The 20,187-nt window shown below is 34.7% G+C and carries 21 protein-coding genes and 1 pseudogene; all 22 read left to right on the top strand.

Going from position 1 to position 20,187, the window contains the following annotated elements:
- Positions 1-5 precede the first annotated feature (5 nt).
- The 22 genes and pseudogenes from larC to CI949_RS07075 all read left to right on the top strand — a co-directional run bounded on the left by larC (position 6) and on the right by CI949_RS07075 (position 20,117).
- Positions 6-167, top strand: coding sequence for a nickel insertion protein (gene larC, locus CI949_RS06970; RefSeq protein ID WP_290764571.1), 162 nt, complete (start codon positions 6-8; stop codon positions 165-167).
- A gap of 8 nt (positions 168-175) precedes the next feature.
- On the top strand, positions 176-382 hold the full coding sequence (locus CI949_RS06975; RefSeq protein WP_234971188.1) for a hypothetical protein: 207 nt from the start codon (positions 176-178) through the stop codon (positions 380-382).
- Positions 383-444: 62 nt separating this feature from the next.
- Positions 445-1,608, top strand: coding sequence for an iron-containing alcohol dehydrogenase (locus CI949_RS06980; protein WP_073158780.1), 1,164 nt, complete (start codon positions 445-447; stop codon positions 1,606-1,608).
- 135 nt (positions 1,609-1,743) lie between these two features.
- On the top strand, positions 1,744-1,881 hold the full coding sequence (locus CI949_RS06985) for a hypothetical protein (RefSeq protein WP_089720718.1): 138 nt from the start codon (positions 1,744-1,746) through the stop codon (positions 1,879-1,881).
- A 528-nt stretch (positions 1,882-2,409) separates the two neighbouring features.
- Positions 2,410-3,585, top strand: a complete 1,176-nt coding sequence (locus CI949_RS06990; RefSeq protein ID WP_073158783.1) for a radical SAM/SPASM domain-containing protein — start codon at positions 2,410-2,412, stop codon at positions 3,583-3,585.
- The gene (locus tag CI949_RS06995; protein WP_073158785.1) at positions 3,586-4,578 is read left to right on the top strand and encodes a radical SAM/SPASM domain-containing protein; all 993 of its coding nucleotides are present in this window, start codon (positions 3,586-3,588) and stop codon (positions 4,576-4,578) included.
- A 308-nt stretch (positions 4,579-4,886) separates the two neighbouring features.
- Positions 4,887-5,360, top strand: coding sequence for an AsnC family transcriptional regulator (locus CI949_RS07000; protein WP_073158788.1), 474 nt, complete (start codon positions 4,887-4,889; stop codon positions 5,358-5,360).
- Positions 5,347-5,538, top strand: a complete 192-nt coding sequence (locus CI949_RS07005; protein ID WP_290764540.1) for an AsnC family protein — start codon at positions 5,347-5,349, stop codon at positions 5,536-5,538. Before CI949_RS07000 ends, CI949_RS07005 begins: the two co-directional genes overlap by 14 nt.
- 53 nt (positions 5,539-5,591) lie before the next feature.
- Entirely contained in the window at positions 5,592-5,864 is a 273-nt protein-coding gene (locus tag CI949_RS07010) for a hypothetical protein (RefSeq protein WP_290764541.1), read from the top strand.
- Positions 5,865-6,512: 648 nt separating this feature from the next.
- On the top strand, positions 6,513-8,327 hold the full coding sequence (locus CI949_RS07015; RefSeq protein WP_073158791.1) for a heme NO-binding domain-containing protein: 1,815 nt from the start codon (positions 6,513-6,515) through the stop codon (positions 8,325-8,327).
- Positions 8,328-8,515: 188 nt separating this feature from the next.
- Positions 8,516-9,814 carry a glutamyl-tRNA reductase gene (hemA, locus tag CI949_RS07020; protein WP_073158793.1) on the top strand — a complete coding sequence of 433 codons (1,299 nt, stop codon included), beginning with the start codon at positions 8,516-8,518 and terminating at the stop codon, positions 9,812-9,814.
- Between the two features lie 24 nt (positions 9,815-9,838).
- The gene (locus CI949_RS07025; protein ID WP_290764547.1) at positions 9,839-10,567 is read left to right on the top strand and encodes a bifunctional precorrin-2 dehydrogenase/sirohydrochlorin ferrochelatase; all 729 of its coding nucleotides are present in this window, start codon (positions 9,839-9,841) and stop codon (positions 10,565-10,567) included.
- Positions 10,568-10,579: 12 nt separating this feature from the next.
- Positions 10,580-10,858 (top strand): annotated as a pseudogene (locus tag CI949_RS20910) (histidine phosphatase family protein).
- A 626-nt stretch (positions 10,859-11,484) separates the two neighbouring features.
- Positions 11,485-12,096, top strand: coding sequence for a cobalt transporter CbiM (gene cbiM / locus CI949_RS07035; protein ID WP_073158798.1), 612 nt, complete (start codon positions 11,485-11,487; stop codon positions 12,094-12,096).
- Positions 12,089-12,655: a hypothetical protein gene (locus CI949_RS07040; protein WP_290764553.1), complete on the top strand. Its 567-nt coding sequence runs from the start codon at positions 12,089-12,091 to the stop codon at positions 12,653-12,655. The genes cbiM and CI949_RS07040 overlap by 8 nt, the downstream gene beginning before the upstream one ends.
- A 2-nt stretch (positions 12,656-12,657) precedes the next feature.
- Entirely contained in the window at positions 12,658-13,413 is a 756-nt protein-coding gene (cbiQ, locus tag CI949_RS07045) for a cobalt ECF transporter T component CbiQ (protein ID WP_290764556.1), read from the top strand.
- Positions 13,414-13,415: 2 nt separating this feature from the next.
- Positions 13,416-14,036 (top strand): energy-coupling factor ABC transporter ATP-binding protein, encoded by a 621-nt coding sequence (locus tag CI949_RS07050; RefSeq protein WP_089720710.1) that lies wholly within the window; start codon positions 13,416-13,418, stop codon positions 14,034-14,036.
- A 334-nt stretch (positions 14,037-14,370) separates the two neighbouring features.
- Positions 14,371-15,303 (top strand): hydroxymethylbilane synthase, encoded by a 933-nt coding sequence (gene hemC / locus CI949_RS07055; RefSeq protein ID WP_290764561.1) that lies wholly within the window; start codon positions 14,371-14,373, stop codon positions 15,301-15,303.
- A 76-nt stretch (positions 15,304-15,379) separates the two neighbouring features.
- Entirely contained in the window at positions 15,380-16,966 is a 1,587-nt protein-coding gene (gene cobA / locus CI949_RS07060) for a uroporphyrinogen-III C-methyltransferase (protein ID WP_089655326.1), read from the top strand.
- A gap of 34 nt (positions 16,967-17,000) precedes the next feature.
- Entirely contained in the window at positions 17,001-17,972 is a 972-nt protein-coding gene (gene hemB / locus CI949_RS07065; RefSeq protein WP_073158811.1) for a porphobilinogen synthase, read from the top strand.
- 367 nt (positions 17,973-18,339) lie between these two features.
- Positions 18,340-19,641 carry a glutamate-1-semialdehyde 2,1-aminomutase gene (gene hemL / locus CI949_RS07070; RefSeq protein WP_089655324.1) on the top strand — a complete coding sequence of 434 codons (1,302 nt, stop codon included), beginning with the start codon at positions 18,340-18,342 and terminating at the stop codon, positions 19,639-19,641.
- Entirely contained in the window at positions 19,641-20,117 is a 477-nt protein-coding gene (locus CI949_RS07075; protein ID WP_133505679.1) for a sirohydrochlorin chelatase, read from the top strand. Before hemL ends, CI949_RS07075 begins: the two co-directional genes overlap by 1 nt.
- Positions 20,118-20,187: the final 70 nt, after the last annotated feature.

The following is a 20,187-nucleotide window of genomic DNA, read 5'->3' on the forward strand; positions in this document are numbered from 1 at the left end:
TCACAATTAAGGCTGCTTATTATAAGGGAGAATTAATTAAGTATTCTCCGGAATACGAAGAATGCAGGCAGATAGCGGCAGAAAAGAATATGAGTCTGCAGCAGGTCTATGATTTGATTAAAAAAGAAGCAGCAGAAAAATTATTGGGCCAAAAGAGTCAGAAATAGTAGAAAATATGTTAATAGCTGCCGAAAGTATTGATCTAGGTGGGGTCTGGATTGGTCTGACTAGGTTCTTTTTTCAAAATGAAGAAAATATTAAAAAATCAGATTTGCCCACAGGTTATAAACCGTTTTGTGCAGTAGCTTTAGGCTATAAAGGAGAAGATATTCCAACAGTACCTTCAAAAAGAAATATGGATGTTATAAATTATATAAAATAATTAATTATAGAAAAAAATAGATTAATTAACTGTAAATCAAATTAAGGAGAGTGAAGTAAATAATGCTAAACTTTAATTATTCAGTCCCAACAAAAGTATTTTTTGGCAAGAATAAAATCGACTTACTGGCAGAAAACATAAAGAAATATGGTTCTAATGTTTTGCTTGTTTATGGTGGAGGTAGTATAAAAAGAAATGGTATTTATGATAATCTAATAGAAATTTTTAATGAAAATGATATCAATTTTTGGGAACTAGGAGGAGTAAAGCCTAATCCTCGAATTTCAAGTGTTAGAAAAGGAATAGAAATCTGTCAAGAACAAGGAATAGATATTATCCTGGCAGTTGGGGGAGGAAGTACAATTGATTGTGCCAAAGTTATAGGTGCAGGCTTTTATTATAATGGAGATCCCTGGGAAATAGTTACTGATCCAAGTAAAATAGAGGATTCGCTGCCAATTGCAACTATTTTAACTCTAGCTGCTACAGGTTCGGAAATGAATGCCGGAGCTGTAATTACCAATTTAGAGACCAAAGAAAAATTAGGAACTGGTCATCCAAGTATGGCTCCTAAATTTTCTATCTTAGACCCAACTTATACATTTACAGTTCCTCAAAAACACACAGCAGCTGGTACAGCAGATATAATGAGTCATATTTTCGAAGTATATTTTAGTAAAACAAAAGGAGCATATGTGCAAAATAGAATGGCAGAGGCTCTTTTAAAAACATGTATCAATTATGGGACAAAAGCTCTTCAAGAACCTGAAAATTATGAGGCAAGAGCTAATTTGATGTGGACAGCTAGTCTGGCTATAAATGGTCTTTTAAGTGATGGTAAAGAAACAGAGTGGAGTGTACATGCAATGGAACATGAGCTTAGTGCTTTTTACGACATTACTCATGGTACGGGACTTGCAATTTTAACTCCTTATTGGATGGAATATTCCTTAAATAAAAAGACAGTAGATAAATTTGTCGAATATGGTGTTAATGTTTGGGGAATTAATTCTGATAATGATAAATATGAAATAGCCCAAACTGCTATCGAAAAAACAAGAGAGTATTTTAATTTACTAGGAATCCCTTCGAATTTGAGTGAAGTTGGGATTGAAGCAGAAAAATTAAAAGAAATGGCTAAACAAGCTACCAGAAGAGGCAAATTAGGCAACTTTAAACCTTTGACAAAACAGGATGTATTAAATATTTATAAAAAAGCTTTATAAACTTAAAATAGATTAGATTGAAAAACTAGTTAAAGTTTATCAAGACCTTGCCCAAGGTGAAGTTGGCACAATTATTACAGGCTATGCTTTTGTTACAGAAAACAGAACTATTTTAGGTCCTTCGGCTTGTGTCACATGCTATTTATGGAAGTTCAGTTTCATGCTGCTCACGGCTATCTCTATAATCAGTTTTTAGGTCCCCATTATAATAAAAGAACTGATGAATATGGAGGGCGTATTGAAAATAGAGGCAGAATTATTTTTGAACACTAGCTGCTGTGAGAGAAAAAGTAGGGGCAGATTTTACAATTATGATTAAGATTAATAGTTCTGACTTTAAAGATTGCAAATATATCTGTCAGCGTTTAGATGAGTTAGGAATAGATGCATGCAATAGAGATCAGTGGGGTTGTTGGAGCCTAAAATGAGGATACCACTGTTAGAAAAAGGGGTCTTGATTACTTAAAAGAAGAATCCTATTTCAGAAAATATGAGGCAGAGATAGCAGCAGAAGTTGAGGTCCCTATTATTTTAGTTGGTGGGTTACTACAGCTAATGGAAAAGGTCTTAAAAGATGACTCAGCATGGTTTTGCCAGAGATAATGAATTTAAATTAGTGGATCAGGATAAAAGTACTTAACTTATGTTTTAGAGGAAAATGAAGATACATTAAAAAAATATTTATTTAAATTTAGATTTAAAATTAAATATAAAATTAAAGAAAAAGAAGGAATTAATAACTTAAAAGCGGAAGAAGAATTTAAATGCACTCATACAATCACTATCAAATAGAGGTGAAATATGTTTAATATAACTAAAATGCTGACAGAATTTAATACTTATGGGGATCAGCTTCGCTATGATAAAGACTGCAGTAAATCCCCAATTGGTACCCGGCCTGGCCTGGGGCCTGTTGTTGCCTGGAATATTAATTCTCAGTGTAATTTGAATTGTAAACACTGTTATTCAAATTCTACTGCAGTTAAAAAAGATGAAACTTTAAATACAAAAGAGGCCTTTGCTTTAATTGATCAACTGGCCAATTTTAAAGTCCCAGTTTTACTTTTATCAGGCGGAGAACCACTTTTAAGACCTGATTTATTTAATTTGATTAAAAAGGCTAAAAGCAGAAATTTAAGGGTTGTAATTTCTACCAATGGAACTCTGCTGATAGAAAAGATGGTTGAGCAATTAAAATCTCTGGGAGTTAGCTATATCGGGATCAGTCTTGATGGTCTAGAAGCTGTCAATGATCAATTCCGCGGCAAAAACGGAGCCTTTAACGCTGCTTTAGATGGAATCCGAATCTGTCAGAAACATGGACAAAAAGTTGGACTTCGTTTCACCATTAATCAGGATAATTATCAGCAAATTGATGAGCTTTTTCAGCTGATTGAAAAGGAGAATATTCCCCGCATCTGTTTTTATCATCTGGTTTATTCAGGTCGTGGAGAAAATATTAAAGAAGCTGAATTGAATAACCTGGACAAAAAGATGACAATCGATAAAATTATTGACTGGACTCAGTATTTTATAGATCAGGGAGATCCCAGAGAAATATTAACAGTTGATAACCATGCTGATGGGGCCTATCTATATTTAAAAACTAAGGAAAATGACCCGGAGCAGGCTGAATATATCTACAGTCAGCTTTTAAAAAGTGGGGGTAACCGCAGCGGCAGTGCAATTGCCAATATTGATCATAAGGGAGATGTTTTTGCAGATCAATTTAGCCGTTTTAGAACCCTGGGTAATATTAGAGAAAATAAATTTTCTGAGATCTGGCAGGATCAGAATAATGAATTTCTAAATAAAATGAGAAACAGAAAAGAACATCTTAAGGGCCGCTGTGCAGACTGCAGGTTTTTAGAAATCTGTAATGGTAATCTTCGAGCTCGTGCTTATGCAGCTGATGATTTATGGGGAGCCGATCCCGGCTGTTATTTAAGTAAAAAAGAAATCGGAGGAGATTTATAGATGAATATAATATCCTGGAATTCTACAAATCAATGTCATTTAAGCTGTCCTCACTGCTATCGTGATGCAGGAAGTGATATGGGGAAAGAATTAAATACCGCTGAAGCAAAAAGAATGCTGGATCAGATTAAAGCAGCTAATTTTCATTTGATGGTTTTTTCTGGTGGTGAACCACTCTTAAGGAATGATATTTTTGAGTTAATGGCTTATGCTTCAAAAATTGGACTTCGACCTGTACTGGGAACAGGTGGAGGGTTAATTGATGCTGCAGCTGCTCTTGAATTAAAAGCGGCTGGTGTTCTAGCAGCAGGTATAAGTTTAGATAGTGTTAATGCTGAAAAACATGATCGATTCAGGGGAGAAGAAGGACTTTTTGCCAGAGTGGAAAATGCCTTTCTGGAACTTAAAAAAGTAGGTATTCCTTTTCAAACTCATATGACTGTTATGGATTGGAATCTGGGGGAGTTAGAATCTATAATAGATTATTCAGCTCAAATTGGAGCCAAAGCAGCTCATATTTTCTTTATGGTTCCCACAGGAAGAGCAGCTTATATAGAAGAGAGTGCGATTTCTAAAAAAGAATATCAGCTGGCAGTAGAGAGAATTATGAGAAAATCGGAAGAGGTAGAGATTGAGGTTAAGCCTGTCTGTGCTCCTCAATTTATTGCCACAGCTGACCAGCTTGATATTAACTCCCGCTTTAAAAACGGCTGTCTGGCAGGAGTAAGTTATTGTATTGTCAATCCTGTAGGAGATGTTCAGCCCTGTGCCTATCTTGATCTTAAAGTTGGAAATGTTAAAGAAGAAAGTTTTAAATCTATCTGGGAAAATAGTAAAATTTTAAATGAGATGAGAACTTTAGACTGGGAAGGAAAATGTGGCAGCTGCAAATATGGCAGCAGCTGTAGAGGATGTAGAGCCAGAGCTTATTATTACAGTGGTGACTACATGAAAGCAGATCCCTTTTGCTCAATAGAAAATACTGGTCTGTAGTTCTGTGATATAATCAGATTCAGATAGTAGAAAAAAGAGAAGCAAAAATTGTTGAGCAATTTGCTAACAAGTATTCAACAGAAGAGGTTAATAATCTAATTGGACTTTATCGTGATCAGTATGGAGAATTAAAGGAAGAAAAGCTGGAAATATCAGAGCCGTCTGCATCAGGAATTCTGGAAGCAGACCGCGATTGAGCTGGAGTTAATGTATAATCTATAAATTTATTTTAAATATTTTAATTAATAATTATTAAGTTCAGTTTATAAAATCATAGGCGGAGCTTATTTTATTTAGGAGCTGTTTTTATGGAAAAAATTGATAATAAAATTTTAGATAGACTGCAGACTGGCTTAAAATTAGAAGCCTCACCTTTTCAAAAAATAGCGGCAGAACTGGGAATCGAAGCAGAGGAACTGCTGCGGCGAATTAAAAAGCTTAAAAAAGAAGGTTATATTCGTCGACTGGGGGGAATTTTTAGATCTTCAAGATTGGGTTATAAAAGTACTCTTGTAGCCTTAAAAGTGGAGGAAAAAAACTTTTATCAGGTAGCTGAAATTATCAATCAGCACTCAGGTGTAACTCACAATTATCGCAGAGATCATCAATTAAATCTCTGGTTTACCCTCTCAACTACCAGTGAACTTGAGCAAGATAATTTTCTGGCACAAATTAAAGCTTTGCCAGGAGTAAAAGAACTCTATCAGCTGCCAAAAGAGAAATTTTTTAAATTAAATGTTTTTTTTAAAATGGAAGAGGAAGCCGGTGATGATCATGAATAATATTTCTGATAAAAAATTCGGAGAAATCGTGGATGAGCTTGATAAAAAGATTATTAAGGTTTTAGAAACTGATATACCACTGAACTTAAACCCCTATCAGAAAATAGCTGAAGATTTAAACATTGATCGGGCTGAACTTTTAACAAGACTGCAGAAGCTTAAAGAAAAAAAATTTTAAAAAGAATTTCTGCTATTTTACACCATAGAGATTCAGGTTATCAGGCAAATGGAATGTTTGTTTGCCATTTTAGTAAGCAGGAGATTGATCAGCTGGGAAAGGAAATTTCTAAACTGGAAGCAGTGAGCCACTGTTATCAGCGCCAGACTTATCAAAACTGGCCCTATAATTTTTATGCAATGATGCACGCTAAAAATAAAGAAGAACTGGAAAAGAAGGTTAATCAGCTGGTTGAAAAGTATAAGATCGAAGATTATCAAATTTTATATTCGACGGAAGAATTAAAGAAAACCAGTATGAAGTATTTTGGTCGTGGTGTAAAATAAGTTTTGGAGATTCATTTTGAAATTATCTAAAAAATTAAAAAGAAGACTCTCTTTTTGATAAAATGTTTTTAGAACCAAAAACAGGTTAATTAAAGCTGAAAGACAGGAAATAATGAAGTCCCAAACAGTAAAGAATTCGCAGATATTCTGAGTCATTTCCCAGCCAGAATATGTAACTTTAAATTCAATGGATACTGCTGAAGTAGAAAAATATCTCAAGCAGCAGAATTCTTAAATGACCACTGAGAATAGTTTGAGATCAAACATCTTCCAGGTAAAGTTCCTGCTGATATTTTATTTCTATCAAGACTTAAGAGTAATGCTAAAATTAAAGTTCTAAAATCTAAAATTGTAATTATTGATGGCCAGGAAGTTAAAGATTCTACTGTTCTTTTAGGAGACAAAAAAACAGGATAAACAGATGAGAAATGTTTTAAGAATCTTAGAAATACCCGACAGAGAAAACCCTGGCAGTATACAGTTGGTACCTAATTTTTTTTTGCTTTTAAAGCAGGTATTATTTCCTCAATCAAGAATAATTAAATATAGCTTAATTTATTAAGCTATTTTTATTTAAACTATGTTTTAAGATAAAGGAAAAAATTCTATTGAAATTTTGAAATTAAAATTATTACTGGGGGGAAGTATATGAAGGGAACAGTCGTTTCGACCTGGCTTAAAACTCTTACCAAAACTTATGGAGAGGAAGTAGTCAACAGTGCAAAAAAGAAAGCGGGATTTAAAGAAGATTTAATTATCACACCAATGACAACAATTGAAGATCAAAAAACAAAGGATTTAATGAAATATATAGGACAGGAGGTAGGTAAAAAGCCCGGTGAAATCTGGCATAATATGGGGATGAAAAATATTGAAACTTTTTCAAACTGGTTTCCCTCATATTTCAGCAATCGCACTTTAAAAAACTTTTTAATGTTGATGGACACCGTACATCTGCAGTTAACAGAAATGATTCCAGGAGCCAACCCTCCTCGCCTGCGGGCAAAGGAATTAAATGACCATAAAATAGAAATGACATATAAGTCTGAAAGAGGGATGTACGATTATTTTTTAGGGCTTTTAGAGGGCAGTTCTTCATTTTTTAAAACTCCTATTGAAGTTGAAGAAATTGACAGAGGAACCCTGGATGATGGACGAGATTTCTTAACTATACATATTAGCTTTGAAAAATCATTTAGAAATGAAAAAAAATACTTATTCTCTAAAATTCTGGGACTGGGCATATTTAAAAGTATTCCTGCTAAAATGGGGCTTACTGTTTTTGTTTTAAGCTTTGCCTTAACATCTCTACCGCAGTTTTCAGCAGGTTGGACAATTAATCTGGCTGCAGCTGTCGGACTGGGTATTATTTTAGCCCTAATCAGCAGACTTTTAATGTCCCCGGTTAAAGCAATTGATAATGAGTTAAGTAAAATAGAAATATTAAATCTTGATGATGAAAATAGACTAAAAACCGCTGATGATTTTGAAAGATTATTTAATAAACTGCGTCAGATAAAAGCCAAATTGAGAGAAGATATTCTTTTCTTAAAAGGTGGAACAGATGATATGCACAACTTTACTAAAGATTTTGTTGAGCTGGCAGAAGATATGGAAGAAGTTTCTGACAGTATTGCAACCGTTGTAGATGAAGTTGCGAAGGGAGCTCAGGCTCAGGCTCAGGAAACTGAAGAATCAGCTTATATCGTCAATCAAAATGTTGAAGAAATTGAAAAATTGGTTGAAGCCGGTCAGGACAGCCGTGAAAATTTAGAAAATGCTGTTACAAATATTCGTTCTTCCACCCAGGCTGTTGTTGATGTTAATCAGAGGATCAGTGGAGTTCGAGAAGCATTTGCCAATGTTAATCAGTTAGGAAAACAGCTTTCGGAAAAAATAGAGACAATCATGGAAATTGTAGATACAGTTGAAGATATTGCTGGTCAGACTAATCTGCTTTCACTCAATGCTTCTATTGAAGCTGCCCGTTCTTCTGATAATGGTCGCGGTTTTACAGTAGTTGCAGAAGAAGTAAGAAAACTTGCCGAAGAATCTCAGCAGGCAGTAGAAACAATCAGAAAAAATCTGGGAGAGTTTACCGAACATGTTGAAACTCTTAGCTCCAGTATTAGTGAGCAGTTTACCAATCTTGAGACAAGTAATCAAGCTCTAGAGGAAGTTGCTAAATCAAGTAATAGTGCTACCAATGATATTGAATCTGCTACTAATCAGGTTGTCGATATAGTAAACAGCTTAAATACTGAGACAAAAAAAATTAGAGAAGTCATTGAAAACTTTAATAATCTGGCTGCAATTGCTCAGGAAAATTCAGCTTCCAGTGAAGAAATGAGTGCCAGCGTTAATAATTATTCTGAAAAAATTAAAGAAATGACAGGTTATATTGAACAGATGGAAGACTTAACAGAAAACTTCCGCAAAAACCTTAAAAGTTACAATGTCTAAAAAATTAAAATAGAACATCCAGAAAGATAAATTTATAGGTACCAGGTACAAATCGTCCGATTTGTACCTGGTACCTATCGTTCTTCCAAACTTTTTTGCAGTAGAAGAAAATTTGTAATATAATTAAAGTTGAGTAAAAGTAAAATTTAGAAACAAGATATAAAAATTATAAAAAAGGAGGCCTTTTGATGCAGCTTTTAGTATCTGGAATTAATCATAAAACAGCTCCAATTTCAATTAGAGATCAGCTTTCTCAAAAAACAGCTGAGATCAAAAAAGAACTAAAACAGGAATTGAGCAAAAATAGTTTTAAAGAATTTTTTATATTAAATACCTGTAATCGTTTTGAGATCTATCTTTATTCTGAAAAAGAAGTTGAAACTAGAAATACTTTAAAAAAATATATTTATAAGCTGCTAGGAAACACTCTCAAAGGCCATTTTAGATATAAAATTAATGACTTAAATGACTATCTTTATCAGTACCATGATCTGCAGGCTGTTGAACATCTATACCGGGTGGCAGCCGGGCTTGATTCTCTGATCAAAGGAGAAGATCAGATTTTAGCACAGCTTAAAAAACAGTTTAGAGAATATAAAGAAGACAATCTAACTGGCTCTTATTTAAATCAGCTCTGTTTGGAAGCGATTAAAGTTGGAAAAATGGTAAGAACTAAAACTAAAATTAATGAGCGGGCGGTTTCGATAAGTTATGCGGCAGTAGAGCTGGCCCGGGATATTTTTGGCAGCCTTAGGGGAGAAAAAGTGATGATTCTCGGCGCTGGTGAGACAGCAGAGTTAACTCTTAAAAACTTACTTAATTATGGTGTAGAAGGAATTATGGTGGCAAACCGTACTTATGCTAATGGACAGAAACTGGCAGCTGAATATGGGGGAGAAGCTATTCACTGGGAAGAATTTAAAGCTAGAGTTGAAGAAGTTGATATTATAATTGCTTCTACAGCAGCTCCTCATACAGTACTTCATAAAAATGATCTTTTAGATACAGTAAAGGAAAAACATGGGCCAATGTTTTTAATTGATATTGCTCTACCAAGAGATATTGATCAAAATGTTGAAGAGCTTCCTGGAGTTCATTTATATAATATAGATGATTTAAAGAGGGTAATTGATAAAAATTTAAACTTAAGGGAAAATGAAGTTACTAAAGCAGAAGCAATAATTGAAGAAGAAAAATATAATTTTCAGCGCTGGCTGCGAGAACGACGCTGTGTCCCTTTGATTAAGGAAATGAGAGAGGATGCACAGAATATTAAAGAAAAAGAAGTGAAAAGAGCTTTGCATCAGCTTAGAAATTCAGAGCTTGAATCGGAAGAAATTATTGAACAGCTGGCCCACCGCCTCTTAAATAAATTATTACACCAGCCAACTGTTGGACTTAAAGAGCTGGCGGTAGAAAGTAAAAAACCAAAAGAAGCTCAATTAGAAGCTGTAAAAACAATTTTTGCAGTAGGCGAAAAAGAATAATTGTATTTTTAAAGGAGAACAGCTGTGAAATTTTACCCGATAAATTTAAATTTAAAAGATAAAAATGTATTAATTGTAGGCGCGGGTAAAGTAGCACTGCGTAAATTTAAGCGTTTACTGCAGACCAGAGCGCAGATAAAAATAATTTCTCCAGAATTTAATTGGGAATTCTTACCCTATTTAAATCAGGAATCAGAAAAATATATTTTTTTAAAAAGAAAATTTAAAGATGAAGATTTAATTGGACAATTTTTAGTTTTTGCTACCACTGATAATTCAGAATTAAATCAACGAATTGCTTTTCTGGCCAGAGGAAAAAATATTCTGGTTAATATAATAGATAATGCTGAACTTTCAGATTTTACTGTTCCAGCAGTGGTAAATAGAGGTGAATTGCTTTTGACTGCTGCTTCTGGTTCAAATCTGCCTGCTCTTTCAAAAAATATTAGAAAAAAATTGGAATCTGATTTTGGGATTGAATACCGGCTTCTGCTTGATATAATGTCAGAAAAAAGGAAGGCAATTATAGAGGATATTGATAGTATTGAACTTAGAAAATTAATTTTCAGGGAAATAGCTTCTGCTGACTTTTTAACTAAAATAAGAAAAATTATAGTTGATTACAATCCCCAAATTTTATCTAACAGTAATTATCAGCCTAATGACTCGGAATATCAATTAATTAAAAAAGAGATAGAAAAAGCTATTTCACAGCTGATAGAAAGAAAGAAGTTTCATAATGAAGAACTTTAAGGTGGAGATCTGATGTTAACCAGATTATATTTATTAAGATATGGAGAAGCTGACTGGAATCAGAAGTTTTTTTTCGAGAAGATTATTGAGAGACATCAGGGCAATAAAATACTGGTGGTTACTCATGGAGGGGTTATCAAATTATAACTGATAGCTGTTCTGTCAATTAAGCTCGAAAATTTTTGGCAGTTTCAGATAGATAATTGTTCTCTAACTGAGCTGAAAATTTATGATCAGGAGATAATTTTAAGTAAATTAAATTTTACAAATGACCTTGGGAACAGGTATTAGGTAGATAATTATTTAATTTAGCTGTTTGTTTAAAGTTATTAGATTTTTGATTTAAGTAACTTTAATTATGATTATATACTTTTAATCTCAATCTGATGGTTGGGATCTTTTTTTATCTACTTTTTAAGGCATCCTATATAAAGTTAAAAATTTCCATGGAAGAAAATGGGGTTGGTTTTTAGGCTAAGAATCCTCCGAGACTAGATATTAGCTTTTTTAAAGTCTGCTGGAAATTTAAATTAACCAGCTTTATCAAGCGCTTCAGCATCAATTTAATCAGATTTAGCACTGTGATGATTTTTTTTTGGTTAGAGCAGGCGTGACTTCTTTAACAGTATAGCCCTGATCTAAGAGCCATGAGCAAGAGAATGACCAAGCTCCTGGGTATCTTCCAGTCCAAAGATGATTTTCTTATCAGGTTGAGATTCAACTGCAGGGACTTGGAGAATATAAGGGTGTTCAGCAGTGTTATTCAAATAAAATCACTGAATCAATTAAAAGTTAAAAGATAGCTAAATTTAATTTACACAATTTATTATACAATACTGAGTAAAAAAACAATTTATATTTAAATAGTGATATATTTCAATATCACTAAGTATATATATTATAAGAGGAGGGTGACTATGCATATTTCGGAAGGTGTTTTGTCTGCACCAATTTTAATCAGTGGAGCTGTGCTTACAGCAGCTGGAGTGACAGTTGGATTAAAAAAAATGAAGGACCAGGATATACCTAGAACTGCCTTAATATCGGCAGCTTTATTTGTAGCTTCCTTAATTCATTTGCCGCTGGGGCCGACAAGTGTCCATTTAATCTTAAATGGTACAGCCGGTATAATACTCGGTTGGCAGATTTTTCCAGCAATTTTAATTTCTTTATTTTTACAGAGTATTTTATTTCAATTTGGAGGAATTACCACTCTGGGTATTAATACATTTAATATAGCTTTTCCTGGAATTGCAGCCTATTATCTATTCGCTTTTGCCAGGATAAATAGTAATCTTCGGCTAGGTATTCTTTCTTTTATCAGTGGAGGTTTTTCAGTTTTCTTAACTTCTATTCTGGTTGCTTTTTCTCTGGTTTTTACAGAACAATCATTTTTAGAAATTGCAAAACTGTCGGTTGTCTCATATTTACCAGTTATAATTATTGAAGGAATAATAACTGTATTTGTAGTTTTTTCAATCAAAAAAATAAATATAAATATTTTAGGGGGAATCAAAGAAGATGTTTAATAAATTAAATCAATCAATTTTGTTACTTTTATTGTTAGCTGTTTTGTTATTTTTAACCTCTGCAGTTCTGGCTCACGGAGTTCATTTAGATGCCTATGTAGAGGGAAACAAAATTATTGCTGAAGCTTCTTTTTCAGATGGAGCAGCTATAAAAAATTCTGAGATTAATATTTATGATGAGCACGGTTATCTTTTAAACACCTATCAGACTGATGAAAATGGAATAGTAGAGTTTAAAATACCTGTACTGGAAGATCTGAAATTAGTTTTAAACGATAATCTGGGTCATCAGGCTCAATATATTGTAAAAAGATCTAAACTTCCAGCTGAGTTCCAAAGTTCAAATTCTGAATCAAAAATGGAAGCAGTAAATGATGTTAGTGAAGAACAATTACGAATAATAGTTAGTGAAGAGCTGGATAAAAAACTGGCCCCTATTAATCATGATTTAGATCAGTTGTCTAATAGTGGTCCAGGAATGACGGAGATAATTGGTGGAATAGGTTATATATTTGGACTAATGGGTCTTTATTTTTATTTTAAAAAGAGAGAAAATTAATAATGCTGGAAGAAAAATTAGCGGCTGGTTCCAGCTGGATTCATGGACTTGATCCCCGGGCCAAATTAGTGGTTGGATTATTTTTTTCTTTTCTAATTGCTTTATCAAATGAATTAAAGACTTTGAGCCTGTTTTTTGCTTTAGCAGTGATTTTAATAATTTCAATTGAAATTGATTTTAAATATCTCTTAAAAAGACTCCTGCTGTTTAATTTATTTATTTGTTTAATCTGGATTTTTATTCCGTTTACTTTTCCTGGCAAAGAAATTTTGACTGTCTGGCAGTTTTCGGTTTCCAGAGAAGGGCTTTTCTATGCTTTGAAAATTACTTTAAGATCAAACAGTATTATCTTATTAGTGATTTCATTGTTATCTACTTCTCCAGTTCTGGATTTAATCCATGCAATGAGCAGGCTCCGGATTCCGCCAAAACTAATTTATTTATTATTTTTTGTTTATAGATATTTATATGTAATAAAAAAGGAATTTAATACAATACATCAGGCTATGCTGCTTAGAGCATTTAAGGCAAAAACTAATCTGCACACCTATAGATCATATGCTTATTTGATTGCAATGTTATTGATAAAAAGCTACGAAAGATCCCAAAAAGTTTATCAGGCAATGATCTGCCGGGGTTTTAAAGGAGATTTTGTAATGATAGATCATTTTAAATTAAAACAAAAGGACTATCTGTTTATAATAGTTTCATCTCTGTTTTTAATATTCTTATTAGCTATTGAAAAGGGATTGATTTAATAATGATAAAATTAGAAAATATTTATTTTGAATATGAAGATGGAAATAAAGTTTTAGAGGCTTTTGATTTTGAAATTAAAGCTGGAGAAAGAATTGCGCTAAAAGGTTCAAATGGTGCCGGAAAAACTACTGTTTTTAAGCTGATAATGGGTTTAATTAAAGCTCAAAAAGGTAAACTACATATTTTTGGAAAGGAAAGAAAAAAAGAAAAAGATTTTTTAGAAGTAAGGGAAAGAGTTGGGTATTTATTTCAGGATTCAGATAATCAATTATTTTGTCCAACAGTAGAAGAAGATATTGCCTTTGGTCCGATTAATCTTGGTAAGAGCCGCAGTCAGGCAAAAAAAATTGTTGAAGAAAAATTGAAGCTGGTTGAAATGGAAGGTTTCGAAAAAAAAGCAAGTTATAATCTTTCTCAGGGGCAGAAGAAAATAATTGCCTTTGCTTCAGTGCTGGCAATGGAACCAGAACTGCTTTTGTTAGATGAGCCTTTTGCCAGTCTTGATAAAGAATCAGCAGCAAGAATGGTTTATATTTTAAAGAAAATCTCTCAGCCCTTTGTTTTAGTTTCTCATAATGATAAACTTTCGCAAAAAGTAATAGATAAATCATATTCAATTTGAAGGGAGCTGTTATAAGTGTCAGCAGCAAAAAAATTATATATAATTGAGAGCAGAGTCAGCAGGAGCGGAAATTAAATATTTTAAATTAAGAAGCTAGGCTATTTTAATTCGGAATTGTGGCAGTTATCAGGGACTGCTGCTGGCGTGATTATTATCCTGGGTGAATACTTTTTGTCATTTATTTTTGCCGGTAGAGATCAAGCTAAAACTATAAAGATTATGCATGATTCTAATTCTGGAATTTTTGCACTGGGAACTTTAATTTTGCAATTAAGCACCTTTCTGTTATAAAATTAAGAAAATAGAAGTAAATTAAGGAACAGGGATGATTAAATTGAAGAAAAATTATATTATAGGAACTCGCAGCAGTAATCTGGCCTTAAAACAGTGTCAGCTAGTAAAAGAAAAGCTGCAGAACAAATTTCCGGAAGTAGAATTTGAGATTAAAGAAATTTCGACAGCCGGTGATCGCGAAAGAGATAAAAAGTTTTCTGAAATAAATGGAGAAGGTATTTTTGTGAGAGAAATAGAGCTAGCACTGCTGGCTGGAGAAATTGATCTGGCAGTCCACAGTTTTAAGGATTTACCGACAGAGCTGCCCGAAGATTTAGAGGTGGCAGCTGTTATTGATCGGGCCAACCGACATGATGTTCTTGCCGGGGCAGAAAAGAAGCTGGCGGAACTACCCGAAGGAGCAAGACTGGGAACAGGTAGTCTGCGCCGCAAATCACAGCTTTTAGCTTACCGTTCTGATTTAGAGATTGTTCCGATCAGAGGAAATATAGAAACAAGATTAAAAAAGATTAAAACTCAAAATTTGGATGGTGTTATTTTAGCTGCGGCCGGACTGGAGCGGTTGGGACTTCAAGATCAGATTACAGAATATTTATCAACTGAGATCTGTCTTCCCGCTGCCCGACAGGGAGCAGTAGCAGTAGAGATCAGAAAAGAAAGTACTGAGCTTAAAAAGATTCTAAAAGAAACTGAAGCACAAACTACAGCTCTGGAAGTCTGGGCAGAACATGCTTTTTTAAAAGAAATGAAAGCTGGTTGTCATGCACCTCTGGCAGCAGAGGCTGTAATTGAAGACCAAAAATTAACTTTAACAGCTGCCGCTGGAGAACTTGACGGCAGCAGAATAATTAGAAGAAAAGTCAGTACAAATGATTTAAACTTAAATTCTGTTCAAAAGCTGGGACGAAAGTTGGCCCGGGAAATTAAAGCAGCCGGGGGAGCAGAAATCTTAGCCAGTCTGCAAAATAATTAATTTTAAACTGAAAGAGAAGAATATTGTGGAATATCAATTAAAAGAATTATAAGGATAGATAAAAGGGGCATAAAAAATGGAAGCAAAGGTGTATTTAACTGGAGCAGGTCCTGGTGATCCGGATCTTTTAACATTAAAAGCTAAAAAAGCAATCGAAAAAGCAGATGTTGTGTTATATGACAGACTGGCAAATGATCGTTTTTTGGAATATGCCGGTAGTGAGGCTGAAAAAATTTATGTTGGCAAAAAAGCAGAGGACCATCATTATACCCAGAGTGAAATTGAAACTCTGATGGTCGAAAAAGTTGAAGCAGGAAAAACGGTTTGCCGTCTGAAAGGAGGCGATCCCTTTATTTATGGGCGCGGAGGTGAAGAAGCTTTAAAATTAAAAGAGGCCGGGATTGATTTTGAAATAATCCCCGGGATCAGTTCTTCTCTGGCAGTTCCGCTTTATGCAGGAATTCCGCTGACTCAGAGACATCTGGCTTCTTCTTTTGCTGTGATTACCGGACATGAGGCGGCTGATAAAGAAGAGAGTACAATTAAAATTGAAAAAATTGCAGCAGCTGTGGATACTCTGGTAGTCTTGATGGGAGTCGGTAAACTGCCTCAGATTGTAGAAAGAGTTTTAGAGGCAGGTAAAAATCCAGACACACCCGCTGCTCTCGTTCGCTGGGGAACTCGCTCCCATCAGGAGACTTTAACCGGGACTCTGGCTAATATTGTAGAGAAAGTTGAGGCTGCAGATTTTAAGCCGCCGGCAGTGATTGTAATAGGTAAGGTTGTTAATTTAAGAGAAAAGTTAGGCTGGTTTGAAAATAAAAAACTGCTCGGGAAAAATATTCTAGTCACCCGTCCCCGGAAACAGGCATCTTCTTTTGTAAATCTGATAGAGGCCGAAGCCGGTAATGCGGTTTTAGCACCTACAATCAGGATCAAGGAAGCTCAAAATATTAAACCTCTGCAAAAAGCCGTTAAAAATTTAGCTGAATATACTCATATAATATTTACTTCAGTTAATGGGGTTAAATATTTTATGGAGGCTCTGGAAAGTCAGCAGCTCGATTTAAGAGCTCTGGCCGGAATCAAAGTTATAACAATTGGTTCTAAAACGGCAGCTGAATTAAAGCAGAATGGCATTAGAGCAGATTTTATACCAGCTGATTATTCAACAGCTGGAATTTTGGAATATTTAAAGAAGCTTGAAAGCGAGAATAAAATTAATCTCAGTCAGGCCTCATTTTTACTGCCGCGGGCTGATATTGCACCACAGCTGCTGGAAAAAGAACTTAAAAAGCTGGGGGCGAAAGTCAATAATGTTGAGGCCTACAGAACAGAGCCAGTAAAATTGGAAGCAGAAATGTTGGAGCTGCTTCTAAATGATGAACTTGATTTATTAACTTTTACCAGTTCTTCGACTGTTGAAAATTTTATCAGCGGGGTAGAGAAATTAATTGAGAATCAAAATCAAATTTTAGAGTTTGAAACAGCAGAAAAGATTAGTGATCAGCAGCTCTGGCGGCAGCTAAAAGAAATTCCGATCGCCTGTATTGGACCGGTGACAGCTGATAAAGCCGGTGATTATGGTCTTAATGTTAAAATATCGGCTGCAGAATATACGCTCGAAGGCTTATTTACTGCTATTTTAAAATATTATTCTTAAAATAAATAAAGTTAATTTAAGGGGGAAGTTTTAAATGAATTTAATAAATAGACCACGGAGACTGCGCAGTTCTCAAAGTATTAGAGATTTAGTTCGAGAGACAAATTTATCTGCTGCAGATTTTGTTAAGCCCTTATTTGTAGTTAAGGGGGAGAATATTAGAGAAGAAATTTCTTCAATGCCTGATAATTATCATTTATCCCTAGATCAGCTGCTAAAAGAAGTTGAGGAACTGATAGATCTGGGGATCAGAGCTGTTATACTTTTTGGACTCCCTGAATACAAAGATGCAGAAGGTTCCAGTGCCTGGCAGCAGGATGGAATAGTACAGCAGGCTGTACGCAGTCTAAAAAACAACTTTCCAGAACTTCTGGTAATCACTGACCTCTGTTTATGCCAGTATACGGATCACGGCCACTGCGGTATTTTAGAAGGAGGTAAGGTCAAAAATGATGCTACTTTAAGCAGGCTGGCAAAAATCGCAATATCTCATGCAGAAGCAGGAGCAGATATGATTGCTCCTTCGGATATGATGGATGGTCGAGTAGCTAAAATAAGGCAGGCTTTAGATCAGAATGGATTTACAGAAGTAGGAATCATGGCTTATTCTGCCAAATATCATTCCGCTTTTTATGGACCTTTTCGTGATGCAGCACATTCGGCTCCAGCTGAGGGTGACCGCAGCAGCTACCAGATGGATCCTGCTAATTCCGACGAAGCCTTAAAAGAAATGAAACTGGATATTGAAGAGGGTGCAGATATTATTATGGTTAAACCTGCACTATCTTATTTAGATATTATTCAGAAAGCTAGCCTTAACTTTAACCTGCCAATTGCAGCCTATAATGTAAGTGGAGAATATGCAGTGGTTAAAGCAGCAGCAGAAAAGGGCTGGATTGATGAGAAAAGTGTTGCTTTAGAAATTTTAATATCAATTAAGAGAGCAGGTGCAGATATTATCATTACATACTGGGCTGATAGTGCTGCTCGCTGGTTAAATGATTAACTTAAAATTGTAAAATAATAAGATGGGATAATTTTAAAATTCCACTGCCTTTTAATGAAATAAATATCAGAGTCAATGATTTTTTTGAGGTAAAAAAGAGGACAGGAAAGAAGACTTTAAAAGCGGAAAGAACAAAATGTCCTTCGGACAATCTATAATATAGTAAGGTTAAATTTTGTTGATAGCGGAAATTATGAAACTATAAATATTATTCACAACAAACCATCAGGTATAATTTCCTAGCTAATAAAAAAAGTGATGCAGAGATAGTTAAAATTTAAGTAAAGTCTAAGCAAAAATAGAGTTGGAAATTAGTAAGCTAAATTTTTATATTTTCAAGAAAGTAATCAGCTAAGGAGTGATTTTTATGGGAGATCAGAGAAAAAAATCAGCAAAAGCTTTTAAGAAAGCTGAAAAGGTAATTCCGGGTGGAGTTAACAGTCCAGCCAGGGCTTTTTCGGCTGTGGAAATGGATCCAATTTTTATCGAAAAAGGTGAGGGTGCTTATCTTTATGATATCGACGGTAATCAGTACTTAGATTATGTTAATTCCTGGGGGCCAATGATTTTAGGTTACAATCCTCCTCAGGTAATTAAAAAGTTAAAAGAGCAGCTTAAAAAGGGAACCAGTTTTGGTGCACCAACTGAAATTGAAACGGAAATTGCGGAACTAATAGTGGATTTTTATCCGGCAGTCGACAAAGTACGGATGGTCAATTCGGGAACTGAAGCTACCATGAGTGCGATCAGGCTGGCCCGGGGTTATACAGGCAGAGATAAGATTATCAAACTCGAAGGCTGTTATCACGGCCATGGAGATAGTCTGCTGGTTGATGCAGGGTCTGGTGCTGCTACTCTGGGTATCAAAGGCAGCCCGGGTGTGACTGAAAATACTGCTAAAGAAACTATAGTAGTTCCTTATAACAATCAGCAGGCTGTAGAAAAGGTTTTTACGGAATATGGTTCTGAGATTGCAGGTATTATTTTAGAACCGGTAACTGGAAATATGGGAGTTATTGGTCCTGAGCCAGGTTATATAGATTTTTTAAGAAAAATAACCCGTAAAAATGGTGCCCTTTTAATTTTTGATGAGGTAATGACAGGTTTTCGTCTGGCCCGGGGTGGTGCTCAGGAACTTTATAAGATTGAGCCTGATTTAAGTACTTTTGGTAAAATTATTGGGGGAGGAATGCCAGTTGGTGCCTATGCTGGTCGAAGAGAAATTATGGATTATGTTGCCCCAGTTGGCCCCGTTTATCAGGCAGGAACTTTATCGGGTAATCCAATGGCCATGCAGGCAGGGCTGGCTACTTTAAAAGAATTAAAGAATAAAAAGATTTATACTCAGCTGGAAGCAAAGGCAGAAAAACTGGAAAAAGGATTTAAAAAGAATATTGAAGAGCTTGAATTTCCAGCCTATTTTAATCGAGTTGGATCAATGTTTACTCTATTTTTTACTGCCAAAAAAGTAAAAAATTATCAGGATGTCAAAAGCTGTGATCAAAAACTATTTGCAGCTTATTTTAGAGAAATGATAGAGGCCGGAATTTATCTCCCTCCTTCTCAATTTGAAGCTAACTTTATTTCTCTGGCTCTGAGTGAAGCTGATCTTGAAAGAACAATTGCGGCCAATTATCAGGCTTTAAAAAAATTAAAGGCGGAATTATAATGGACAGCCAAAAAGTATTAGTTGTAGTCAGTCATGGAAGTAAGTGTCAGGAAAGCAAGCAGGAGTTTAAAAATTTTATTCAGAAGTTAAATGAAATTAATTCTGAAAATAAAAAGAGAAAAGAGTTTGAATCGTTATCAGGAATGACGGATCAGGTTGGAAAATCTGATTCAAGTGGGAGCTATGTATTAATTAGAGGGGCCTGTCTGGAATTTGCTTCTCCGCAGCTGGAAACAGTAATTGAGGATTTAGTTAAGAAGGGATATGAGCAGTTTAATATTTTTCCTCTTTTTATTTTTGCAGGCTACCATGTGCGAGAGGATATACCCCAGCGGCTGGAAAAGTTGAAAGCTGAGTTTGAGCAGCTGCAGTATAATGTTTTACCACATCCGGCTGCTGCTGATGATTTTGCACCTTATATCTTAAACAATGTTTTAAATAATAAAGGAACAAAATGTCCTTCGGACAATCTGTAATATAGTAAGGTTAAATTTTGTTGATAGCGGAAATTATGAAACTATAAATATTATCCACAACAAACCATCA

The sequence above is a fragment of the Halanaerobium sp. genome (assembly GCF_003070835.1).